Below are 12,796 nucleotides of genomic sequence, written 5' to 3'. Positions count from 1 at the left end.
AAACATGGTGGGCTGGTGCCGCCACGTTCCGTTCCTGCCATCGACCTCCCCGACGTCGCCGGAGTCGACGCGCGCTCGGAAGGTGCCGCGCCATGGTCCGGTGACGCGTCTGGGAAGGCCGGTTTGTCGACACACGTCAAGCACCAGGGTCAGGACATTCGTTCGGAACACGCAGAAGTGGCGCCGTTATCGCCTGTGCAGCAGCGGCTGTGGTTGCTCGCCCAGCTGGACAACGCGAAAAGCGCGTACAATGAGCTGCTCGCGTTCGAACTGCGCGGGCCACTGGATCGCACGGCGCTCCTCGAGGCGCTGGACATGCTGGCCGCCAGGCACGCCCCGCTGCGTACCCGGATCGCGGAGACCGAGGACGGCCCCCGTCAGCTGATCGGGCCGCCGGACTCCGGATTTCCCTGCACCGTCGAGGAATCGGTCTCCTCCGTGGCCGAACTGCTCACGGAGGAGACCGAAACCCCGTTCGATTTCTCCGGTGCCTCGCTGGCCCGGGCCCGGATCGCGACCCTCGAACCACAGCGGTCCGTGCTGATCATCACCCTGCATCACATCGTCTTCGACGGCTGGTCGCGCGATATTCTGCTGCGCGAGCTCGGGAAGTGCTACGCGGCGGCACAGCGCGGGGAGGCGCCCGCGCTGGCTCCGCTGCACCACAGCTATGCCGAGCACGCGCGCCGACAGCAGGACTGGCTGGCCGGTCCGGAACCGGAAACACAGCTCGCCTACTGGACGAAGCAGCTCGATGGGGCACCGGCGCTGCTGGAACTGCCGAGCGATCGGCCGCGCCCCGCGGAGCAGGACTACCGGGGCGGGCGCGTGCTCATCCACATCGACGAGGAGCTGACCTCCGAGCTGCGCGCGCTCGCCGAACGCACGGGCGTGAGCCTCTACTCGACCATCCTCACCGCATGGGGACTCCTGCTCTCCCGGCTCGCCGACCAGCCCGAAGCGGTCATCGGGGCTCCGATCGCGAACCGGCGCGACGCGGATATCGCCGATCTGATGGGGTTTTTCGTCAACACGGTCGCGCTACGGGTGGACCGCGCCGGAGCACCGAGCGGGAGCGAACTGCTGCGCCGCACCCACCGGGTGCTCAAGGAGGCGCTCAGCCATGGCGCGCTGCCGTTCGACCGGGTCGTCGAGGCGGTGAACCCACCGCGCAGCGCGGCACACGCCCCGCTGTTCCAGGCCATGTTCGCCTGGGTGCCGAGCATGCACGGGCTGCTCGAGATGCCGGGGATCAGCGCGGAACCGCTCGATATCCCGGTCGCCCCGGCAAAGTTCGATCTCGCGCTGAGCATCGCCGACGAGGGGCCCGTGCTCTCCGGGAGCCTCGACTACGCCAGTGCGCTGTTCGACCATGAGACCGCGGCCGGTCACGAGCGGCTGCTGCGGCGGCTGCTCACCGAACTGGTGCGGGATCCGGAACGCCGTGCGGACGAACTGCCGCTGCTGGACGCGGCGGAAACCCGCGCGCTGCTCGACGGGCAGTGCCGCACCGCGCCCGCTCCCGCGCTGCCCGGCGGGATCCTCGAACGGTTCGCCGAACAGGTGCGCGCGCACGGGGACCGCATCGCCGTGGAAGCCGATGGGGAACGGATCGACTATGCGAGCCTCGACCGGCGGTCCGGCAGGCTGGCGGGCGCGCTCGGCGAACTCGGCATCGGCCGGGGCGATGTGGTCGGCCTGCACACCGGCCGCTGCCCGGAACTCGTGGTCGGCATCCTCGGCGTGCTCAAGGCAGGTGCCGCGTTCCTGCCGCTCGATCCGGGGCAGCCACCGAAACGGCTGGCCACCATGGTCGAGGACGCCGGGGCGGCCGCCGTGCTGCAGCACGGCACCGAGCCGCGGCCCGGCTGGCTCGCCCTGACCGAACTCGAAGACCGCGGCGCGGCGACCAGCCCGCCCGCGCCCGCCACCGGAGACCTGGATCTGGCGTACGTCATCTACACCTCGGGCTCGACCGGGAAACCCAAGGGTGTCGCGGTCACCCAGGCCAGCGTGCGCAACCTGTTCGACCAGTGGGTGGACCGGTTCGGCGCCCCGGAGGGCAGGAACTGCTCGGCGTGGTCCGGGATCGGTTTCGACGCGAGCGTGCACGAGATCCTGCTGCCCCTGACCACCGGCGCGAGCCTGCACCTCGTTCCCGAGCGGCTGCGCGGTGATCCGGCCGAGCTGCTCGACTGGATGCGGGCCCGGCAGATCAGCGACACCTTTCTGCCTCCGGCCTATGTCACCTGGCTCGGCGAGGATCCGCGGCGGCTGCACGGGCTCGCCATGCGCACCCTGCTGACCGGGGTGGAATCCATCCAGGAGACCGCGCTCGCCGCCATCGCGGAAGCGCAGCCGGGGATCCGGATCTGCTTCGGATACGGCCCGACCGAGGCCACGCTGTACAGCACCGCCCACACCGAACCACGCCCGCTGCACCGGGCCACCCCGATCGGGCGCCCGGTGCCCGGCACCCGCCTGTACCTGCTCGACGAGCGGCTGCGTCCGGTGCCGCCCGGGATGGCCGGTGAGGTCTATCTCGCCGGGGCCTGCCTCGCCCGCGGCTATCACGGCGACCCGGGGGCGACCGCGAGCCGTTTCCTCGCCGATCCGTTCGTCCCCGGGGAACGCATGTACCGCACCGGGGACCTCGCCCGCTGGCTGCCCGATGGCGCGGCCACCTACCTCGGCAGGGCGGACGCGCAGGTCAAACTGCGCGGGTTCCGCATCGAACCCGGCGAGATCGAGGCTGCGCTGCGCGAACTGCCCGGGGTCACCGATGCCGTGGTGCTCGCCGACCGGTCCGCATCCGGGGAGGGAAGGCTCATCGCCGCGCTCGCGGGTACCGGGGAACAGCCGGAGCAGCAGTGGCGCGCGGCACTGGCCGAGCGGCTGCCGGAATACATGATCCCCGCGGTTTTCCTGACCATGGAACGGATTCCGCTCAACCGCAGCGGCAAGGCCGACCGGGTCGCGTTGCTGGAGCGCGCCGGGTCCGCCCCGGAACAGGTCAACACCGAAAGCCCGCGTGACCACGTGGAGCTCGCGCTCTACCGGATCTGGCGGGATCTCCTGTTGCACCAGAACATCGGCATCACGGACGACTTCTTCGCCCTCGGCGGCAGCTCGGTCTCCGCGATCAAGGTGGCCGGCGCGGTGCGCGAACAGTTCGGCCGCGAGCTGCCCGTCCGGGAGATCCTGCTGCACCCCACTATCGAGGGCCTCGCCGCGCTGCTGCGCCGGGACGCGCAACCGGGCGAGGACGCCAACCTGATCGAGTTCCGCTCCGGAACCGGAAGGGAACGCGTGGTCTGCGTGCATCCTGCGGGCGGTACCGCGTTCTGCTATCTGCCGCTGAGCAGCGCCCTCCCGGAACACGTTGCGGTGCACGGTATCCAGTCGCCGGGGCTCAACGCGGGCGAGCAGCCCCTTGCCAGTGTCGAGGAGATGGCCGAGGAATACCTGCGCCTGATCGCACCGGGTCGCGATGAGCTGATCGTCCTGTGCGGGCTGTCCTATGGCGGTCTCGTGGCCCACGAGATGGGCGCGCGGCTGGCCCGTCGCGGGCATTCGGTCAGCGTGGTGCTGCTGGACACGAATCTGGCCGGGGATCCGGCGGCGCGCGCGGCCGTGCAACCGGTCGAGCTCGCCGAGTTCCGGGAGAAACTGGTGCGGTTCAACGGGATGTATCCGGGCATCGAGGACAGCCAGATCGCGCGGTATCACCAGGTGTACAACCACAACCGGATGACGGCCAAGGCCTACGACCCCGGATCGAGCGCGGCCCGGCTGGTGTTCCTGCAAGCCGTGGACGAGGCCGAGACCGATCTCGAAGCGATGCGGGAGAGCTGGCGCCGCCGCGCCGAGGGGGAGTTCCTGACCGAGGCGCTGCACTGCGGACACTGGGATGTACTGGAGAGCGCCGAGCTGCCGAACGTGGCCAAGCGGATCGCCGCGGAACTCGAACTGCTCGGGCAGCGCTGATGGCGGTCACCAGTGTGGCGGGCGGGGTGCACGCACAGGCCGCCCGCACCCCGGAAGCGCTCGCCGTCGCCGATCCCGAGCGGAACCTGAACTATGCCGAGCTGGACGCCACCGCGGCACTGCTCGCCGAACGCCTTGCCGGGCAGGGAATCCGGGCCGGTGATCCGGTCGCGGTGGCGCTGCCGCGCGGCTGGCGGCTGGTGTGCGCGATGCTCGGTGTGCTCCGGCTCGGCGCCGAGCTCGTCCCGCTGGACACGGCGAGCCCGGCGGCCCGGCGGCGGCACATGCTCACCGATTCCGGCTCGGTCGCGGTCATCCACGGCGACCAGCCGCCGGAGGAGCTGCCGCAGCCGGTGCGCGGAATCCCGGTTGCCGAACTGCTCGGCGGTCCGGTTCCGGAGCCCGGGCCGGTGCCGGCGCCCGCGGATTCCTCGTTCCTGTTCTACACATCCGGGACGACGGGCAATCCGAAAGGGGTCCGGGTACCCGATGCGGGCGTGCTGCGGCTCGCCGAGCCCGGCTACATCCGGCTCGCGGCGGGGATGCGGTTCGCGTGGTGCGCCAATCCGGCCTTCGACGCGCTCAGTTTCGAGGTGTGGGTACCGCTGCTGACCGGGGGCACCTGCGTGGTCTTCCCCGACGAGCTCGTGCAGACCCCGCGCGATCTCGCCGAGGCGCTGGTGCGCGAGCGCATCGACACGCTGTGGATGACCTCGGCGCTGTTCAACGCGGTCGTGGATGCCGAACCGGCGTGTTTCGCGCACACCGGGCAACTGCTGATCGGCGGCGAACAGCTCAGCGCCGAGACGATCCGGCGGTGGTATGCGAACAATCCGGAAAGCCGCACCCAGCTCTACAACGGGTACGGGCCTACGGAGACCAGCACCTTCGCGCTGAGCTACCCGATCCCGAGGGACTTCGCGGATGCCGTGGTGCCGATCGGGCGCCCGCTTCCGGGCACTGGGACGCTGCTCGTGCACCCGGACGGTGAACGGCTCGCAGCGCCCGGCGAGGAGGCCGAGCTCTATCTGTCCGGTGCCGCGCTCGCGCACGGATACCGCAATCTGGAGGCGGAGACCGCGCGGAAGTTCGTGCGGCTGCCCTGGCATGACGGCGGGCGCACCCGCTACTACCGGACCGGGGACCTCGTCACCAGGGACACCGAGGGCCTGCTGACCTACCGCGGCCGCACCGATCGTCAGGTCAAGGTGCGCGGGTTCCGCATCGAACCCGGCGAGGTGGAGCGCCAGCTGCTCACCGAACCACGGATCCGCCAGGCTCATGTCCTCGCGCACCGCCCGGCTCCGGATCGCCCGCTCGAACTGCGCGCGTATCTGGTCGCCGATCCGGAACTGTCCTCTGTGGACTACCAACGGCACCTTTCCGAACAGCTGCCCGCCTTCCTGCGCCCGCACCGCAGCTATCTGCTCGATTCGGTGCCACGCAACGCGAACGGCAAGGTGGACGAGGCCGCGCTGGAGCAGGCCGCGGTGACCGAATTACGCGCGCCCGTGCGCGCGGGCGGTACCGGGGACGGTCCGGTCGCCGAGGTGCTGGCACTGGCCGCGGATCTGCTCGGCCGCGCGGAACTGCGCGCCGAGGACGGCTGGATCGCCAGCGGCGGGGATTCGCTGAGCGCGCTGCGCCTGCGGTTCGCCCTGCGCGAGCGGTTCGGCCGCGAGCCGAGCCAGGCTGCCGTGCTGCGGGGAAGTTTCCGGGATATCGCCGAGGCGCTCGCCGAGAACCCGGCGAGCGGGTACCCGCGGGCGACCGTTTCCGGTGCGGAATCCGGGCCCGCCACGAGCGAGCAGCACCGGCTCTGGCTGTTCCAGCAACGGAATCCGGGCTCGGCCGCGTACAACATCGGCTTCCGGTTCCGGATTCGCGGCACCGTGGACCCTTCCGCGCTGCGGCACGCCCTCGGCGGGCTCGTGCGCCGGTTTCCGGCACTGCGCACCGGGTTCCGGGCCGGACCGGGCGGTCTGCGCCAAGTGCACGGCGAACCCTACGATCCGCTGATCGCGGAACCGGAAGCGGATTTCCTCGAGCGGCCGTTCGATCTGGGCACACCGAGGATGTTCGAAGCGGCCCTGATCCCGGAAAAAGACGGCGCCATCCTGCTGCTGCGGATGCACCACATCGCGGTGGACGGCTGGTCGCTCAACGTCCTGTTCACCGAACTGTCCCGGGCCTATGCGGGCGCCGAACCGGATGACACGAGGGCACCCACACCCGTGGACCACGCGCACTGGCAGTCCGCCTGGTTCGGCTCCGCGGCCTATCGCGGCGAGCGCACCGCACTGCTGGAGCACTATGCGAACCGGGAACCGGCCGGGGAACCGTTGGCTGGCGGTACCTCCCGGGCGCGGCTGCGCTGCACGGAACTCGACGGGGCGGCCGTGGAACTGATCGACGCGCGCTGCGCCGAGTCCGGCCTGACCCGGTTCGAACTGCTGCTCGCCGCCTTCGCGGTGAGCCTGTACGCGGTGACCGGAATGAGCCGTCCGCGGATCGCGGCCCCGGCGGCGAACCGGCCGATCGCCGAATTCGAGCACAGCGTCGGCATGTTCGCCAACACCGTGCTGCTGCCCGCGCACGTGGATCCGGATCTGCCGCTGCGCGAACTGCTCGCCCGCATCGGGGCGGACACCCGCGCGGTGCTCGATCGCCAGGATGTCGCGTTCGCCGATGTACTCGAAGCGGGCATCGCGGGTGAGTCCCCGTTCGATTTCCTGTTCGTCCTGGAGAACACCGACTTCGGCGCACTGCGGTTTTCCGGCTGCGTAACCGAACCGGAATGGCCCGCACCGGCCGAGGCCAAATGCCCCATGACGGTCTCGGTGATCGAACGCGAACACGGCCTGGACTGCCTGTGGGAGTACGCCGAGGGAGCCTTCGCCGAGGCCGAGGTTTCCGCGCTCGGCGCGCAGTTCGAGGCCGTGCTCGAGGCCATGGGCGGGCGCACGAGCGCGGCCGAGTTCGCCGCGCCGTACCGCGCGAGGCTGCCCGAACCGGGGCGTTCTCCCCATCCGGGCAGGCACGGGGAGACCATCGCGGACCGGTTCGCCGCGCAGCTGGCCCGCACCCCGGACGCGGTGGCGCTGAACGCGGGCGGGCGCGAGGTCAGCTATGCCGAACTCGACGCCTACGCTTGCGGGCTCGCCGGGGAAATCCTGGCACGGCACTCCATCCCGGACGGGCCGTGCCATGTCGCGCTGCACTGCGCCCCTTCGGTCGAGCACGTGGTCGCCCTGCTCGCACTCGCCCGGCTCAACCTCACCGCGGTGCCACTCGACCCGGCCTATCCGCCCGCGCTGCTGCGCGACATCCTCGACCAGACCCGGCCGCTGTGCGTGCTGCTCGGTCCAGGGACCGAGCGCGGAATCGAACTCGGCGCGGTGCCCGGTCACCCGGTGCGGCTGGTGGACACCGGGACCAAGGTCGGCCCGCGGTACGCGGACCGGCCGCTGTACACGCTGTTCACCTCGGGCTCGACCGGAAAGCCCAAAGGTGTGCGGGTTCCCGATCGCACCCTGGTGAATCTGCTGCGCTGGCAGGAGGAACACGGCGGCCTCGGCGCACCGGCGCACACCCAGCAGTTCTCCATGCTCTCCTTCGACGTCTCGTTTCAGGAGATCTACGCCACCCTGTGCACCGGGGGAACCCTGCATCTGGTGCGCGAGGAACTGCGCACCGATCTGCCCGCGCTGCTCGAACATCTGGACACGGCGGGAATCGAGCGCATCCATCTGCCCGCGGTGGCGCTGCGGCTGCTGGCCGAACACGGGGCGTACCTCGGTCGCTATCCCGCCCGGCTCCGGGATGTGATCACCGCGGGGGAGCAGTTGGTGTGCACCGAGGCGGTGCGCGACTGGTTCGCCGGAATGCCCGGGGCGCGCCTGCACAATCACTACGGCCCGACCGAAACCCACGTGGTGAGCGCGCTGCGCCTGGATGGGGATCCCGCGGACTGGCCGGAACGCCCCGCCATCGGTTCCCCGGTCGCGGGCACGGTGCTGCACGTGGTGGACGAGGGCGGTCAGCCGCTTCCCGCTGGGCGGGCCGGGGAACTGCTGATCGGCGGGCTGCCCGCATGGCACTGCTATCTCGGGCAGGAGCACCGGGAACGGTTCACCGAGCTGCCCGGAACCGGCCTGTGCTACCGCAGCGGGGATCTCGCGCGGTTCGATGAACACGGCCTGCTGCATTACCTGGGCAGGATGGACAAACAGGTCAAGCTCAGCGGTTACCGCGTGGAACTGGAGCAGATCGACGCGGCGCTGCTGCGACACCCGGACATCACCGGGGCGGTGGCCGTCGCCGACGGGGACCGGCTGGTGGCCTGCCTGCGGTGCGCCGAACGCGTGCCGGACGTCGCCTCGATCACCGAACACCTTTCCGGGCTGTTGCCGGATTATCTGCGGGTGGACCGGTTCCGGGTGCTCGAGGAGCTGCCGCGCACCCCGAGCGGGAAACTGGACCGGGAGGCGGCACTGCGGGCACCGGGCGTGGAACTGCGCCGCGCGGCGGTCGCCGAACCCGTCTCCGCACGCGAGGCCGAGCTCGCGGCGGTTTTCGAAGCGGTGACCGGACGCCCGATCGGACCGGAGCAGACCTTCTTCGAGGCGGGCGCGTCCAGCCTCGCCCTGATGCGGTTCCAGCTGCTCTGTGCCACCGAGCTCGGCACCCGGTTCACCATCGCCGAACTGTTCGAACACGTCACGATCCGGGCACTGGCCCGGTCCATGGACACCGAACCCACCGAAACCCCGGCCATGGAACCGGAATCGTTCAGTGCGGGGGAACCGATCGCGGTGATCGGCATGGCCGTCCGGCTGCCCGGTGCGCGCGATCTCGGCGAGTTCTGGGAGCTCACCACGAGCGGGCGCGAGGGCATCGAACACTTCCCGGCCGCCGATGGGCTCGTGGGCGCGCGCAGTCAGCTGGACGGCCCGCTGGAGTTCGACCCGGCCCGGTTCGGCATCAGCCCGCGGGACGCCGAGCTGATGGACCCGCAGCAGCGGCAGCTGTTGCTGCGCTGTGTGGAAGCGCTCGCGCACGCCGGAATCGCCGATCCGGGGCAGCGGAGTATCGGCCTGATCGCCGGATGCGGGGAGAACACCTACTTCCAGCGGCTGCTGCGGGAGGTGGACGATCTGCCGGACGAGTTCGCCATGGCCCAGCACCACGACAAGGATTTCCTCGCCACCAAGGCCGCCTATCACCTCGGCCTGACCGGGCCCGCGTTCACCGCGCAGTCCGCCTGCTCGAGTTCGCTGCTCGCGGTGCACCTGGCCGCCGGGCTGCTGCGCGGTGGGGAGGCCGAGGTCATGCTGGCCGGGGGAGTGCTGGTCGATCCCGGGCTGCGCGAGGGGTATCGCTACCGGGCCCAGCACATCTTCTCCCCGGACGGGCACTGCCGCCCGTTCAGCGCGGACGCCGACGGAACCGTCGGGGGCAGTGGGGTCGGGGTCGTGGTGCTGAAGCCGCTGCGGCTCGCCCGCCGGGACGGGGACACGGTGTATTCGGTGCTCACCGGTTCCGCGGTGAACAACGACGGCGCGGCCAAACAGAGCTACAGCGCGCCATCCGCGGCGGGGCAGCGCGAGGTCATCAAGACCGCGCTGCGCAGGAGCGGGCGCAGCGGCGCGGAGATCGGCTATGTGGAGGCGCACGGAACCGGCACCCGGCTCGGTGATCCGGTCGAGGTCGGTGCGCTGCGCTCGGCGCTCGGCATCACCGAAGGGCACGGCTGCGCGCTGTCCTCGGTGAAAAGTCAGCTCGGTCATCTCGGCGCCGCCGCCGGTGTCGTGGGCCTGATCCGCGCCACGCTCGCCGTGCACCACGGTTGTCTTCCGCCGACGCCGAACTTCACCGGTCCCGGTCCGGAACTCGCCGCGGATCTCGCCGCGTTCACCGTGCCCGTGGAATGCCTGCCCTGGCCGGAGAACCGACCGCGAATCGCCGCGGTGAGCAGCTTCGGCATCGGTGGCACCAACACCCACGTGGTGCTCGAATCCGGTGATCCGGTGACACCGGCACAGGCCACCCCGATGCTGCCGGTCTCGGCGAACAGTGCGGCGGCCGCGCGCGCCGAAGCGGCCGCGATCGCCGACTACCTGGATGTCGAACCGGACTCGTTTCCCGCGGTGGCCCGGCATCTGCAGGCGGGACGTCCCGCGCTGCGCTGGCGGATCGCCGGGCACAGCGCCGAATCACTGCGCACGGCCGAACCCGTCGAGGTACACCCGGTCGCGGAAACCGTGCCCGGCGCGGCATCCGCGGCCGGGCTCGCCGAGGCATGGCTTGCCGGGAAGGGGATCGCGGCGAACGGTCCGGCACCCGCGCCCTGGAATTTCCCGCCGCCGCGGTTCGACCTCGCCGAATACGACGGTGTGCGGCCGAAGTCCACTGTGGACGATTGGCCGGAGCGGTTGCCGGAATCCGCATGGCTGCACCAGCCGGTGTGGACGCGGTTCCGGCGCACCGGAACACCGCGGCCGCGGGACCGCACACTGGTGCTGTTGAGCGGGCAATCCATCGCGGAGGAGGTCCGCGGCGCGTTCGCGGAAGGCTATCGCAGGGTGGTGTTCGCCAGAGTGGCCGAGTCCTTCGCCCGGCTCGGGGCGGATGACTATCGGGTCGCCGCCGATCCGGAATCGCTGCGCGCGCTGTGCACCGCGCTCGGCGATCCCGAGGGTGAGGGCATCGACCTGATCAACGCCCTGCCCCTGGAACTGCGCGGGCCGGTGGACGCGGCCGGCCTCGCGCAGGCGCGGATCGCCTGCCTGGACAGCACCGCTGCGCTGTACCAGGCGGCACCGCGGCTGCGGATGGTGTGGCTTTCCGCGCGGGCTCAGGCGGTGGACGGGCCGGTGCGGCGCCCCGAAGCGGGACTGCTGGCCGGGGCCGGTGTGGTCCCCGCCCAGGAAGGCCACGGTGCGGGGCTCTGGCTCGACCTGCCGGGTGCCGAACTCACTCCGGCCGCGGCCACCGCGATCGCCGCGCTGCCGGGCGAATCCGGGCGGCTGGCGCTGCGCGGCAGGCACTGGTGGAAACCGGAAACCGCGCCCGTGCGGGTGGGCACGGAACGGCCGGGACTGTCCATTCCGGACGGTGACCATCTGGTGCTCGGCGGAACCGGCGGCATCGGCAGCGCCATCGCCGCCTGGCTGCTCGAGCAGGGCGAAGGACGGGTGCTGCTGCTGTCCAGAAATCCGCGGCTGCCCGAATCCCTGCGCCCCTTCACCGGGCGCGTCACGCTGATCCATGGCGACCTCGCCGGAGCGGATACCGGGGAACTCGCCGCGCGGATCGGCGGGCACACCGACCGGCTGGCCACCGTGGTGCACGCGGCCGGGGTCGCGGCGGGCGGCCTGATCCGGGAACGCGACCCGGATACCGCGCGTGCGGCCACGGCGGCGAACCACGGCGCTGCGCTGCTCACCGAGGAACTGATCGCGGAACACCGGCCCGCGCTCGCGCTCTATTGCTCCTCGATGTCCGCCGAATTCGGTGGCGCGGGCCAGTTCGACTACGCGGCCGCCGCCGGACTGCTGGACGGGCTCGCCCAGCAGCAGAGCGGGGACACCGAACGCATCGGCATCGACTGGGATGTATGGGCGGAGAGCGGAATGGCGGTGCGGGCCAGGCAGGGCGACGCGCGGCACCGGGCGCATCTTGCCGTCGGGCTCACCGATGCCGAAGGGAAACGGGCCCTGGCAAACGCTTGCGCGCTCGGTTTCCCCCGGTTGCTGGTGTGCACGACCGACCTGGACGAGGCGCCGGTCTTCTACGCCGCGCAGGAGCGCAGCGAACCGGCGGCGGCCGAATCCGCGGCCGAACCGGTGGAGCTGCTGCGTGACCAGCTGTGTGCCGCCCTCGGTATCGAGGAACTCGACCCGGAAGCGCAGCTTTACGAGCTCGGTGCCGATTCGCTCACCATGCTCGAACTGATCGACGAGGTGAAACGGCATCTCGGGGTGGACATCGAACTGTCCAAGCTCAGCCACCAGGTCACGCTCACCGAACTGCTCGCGACCGTCACCGAAGCACTCGGCGGCGGTCAGGGCACCGAGGACATCGCGATCGAGGTGTGGCAGCAGGGCAGCGGGGACGCGGCGTTGTGCCTGGTGCACCCGGTCGGCGGGGACATTCAGGCCTACCGGGAACTGGTACGCGCCCTGGATCCGGCGCTGACCGTGTGCCTCATCGCGGATCCCGCACTGCGCGGGGTGGACGGTCCGGAGTGGACGATCGGGGAGCGTGCCGGGCGCTACCATGCCGCGCTGCGCGCCCGATTCCCCGGCACGGAATGGAATTGGCGGTTCGGCGGCTGGTCCTTCGGCGCGCTCGTGGCCACCGAGATGGCAGCGAAGGCCGAGGCCGATGGGAACCCGGCCCGCTCGCTGCACCTGTTCGATCCGCCGTCACCGGAAGGCGGGCCGGAGTACGCCGCCTACGACGAGCCTCAGCTGCGGACCCTGTTCGCCAGGGAACTCGGCGAGGAGACCACGAGCGGCTACGCCGACCGGCTCGCCGCCTGCTGCATGGCGAACCTGCGGGCGATGAGCACGTACCGGATGCCCGTGCTCGGCGCGACACCGGTCCGGATGTGGTTCGCCGAACGCCCCGTCGACGGGTTGCCCGCCAAACCGGAACCGTGGCGGCAGTGGCAGCGCTGGCGGGTGCACCTGCCCGAGGACAGCGAATGGGGCGGACTGGACACCGACCACTACGGCATCATGCGCGCCCCGCATGTGGAAACGCTCGCCGGACACATCGAAAGCCGACCGTAGAAGGGAAACCC

The 12,796-nt window shown here is 71.1% G+C and carries 2 protein-coding genes; both read left to right on the top strand.

All coding sequences use genetic code 11. From position 1 onward, the window contains the following. Positions 1-177: 177 nt before the first annotated feature. Positions 178-3,987 carry a non-ribosomal peptide synthetase gene (locus AD72_RS00340; protein WP_031464286.1) on the top strand — a complete coding sequence of 1,270 codons (3,810 nt, stop codon included), beginning with the start codon at positions 178-180 and terminating at the stop codon, positions 3,985-3,987. After that, positions 3,987-12,785, top strand: a complete 8,799-nt coding sequence (locus AD72_RS00335; RefSeq protein WP_031464285.1) for a non-ribosomal peptide synthetase — start codon at positions 3,987-3,989, stop codon at positions 12,783-12,785. The genes AD72_RS00340 and AD72_RS00335 overlap by 1 nt, the downstream gene beginning before the upstream one ends. Positions 12,786-12,796: the final 11 nt, after the last annotated feature.

Source organism: Sciscionella sediminilitoris (assembly GCF_000737195.2).
GTDB lineage: Bacteria > Actinomycetota > Actinomycetes > Mycobacteriales > Pseudonocardiaceae > Sciscionella > Sciscionella sediminilitoris.
This window is presented reverse-complemented; position numbering and strand designations above follow the sequence as displayed.

Excerpts from the sequence above, each read along its gene's own strand:
- AD72_RS00335 (WP_031464285.1), top strand. The coding sequence starts at position 3,987 with ATGGCGGTCACCAGTGTGGCGGGCGGGGTGCACGCACAGGCCGCCCGC.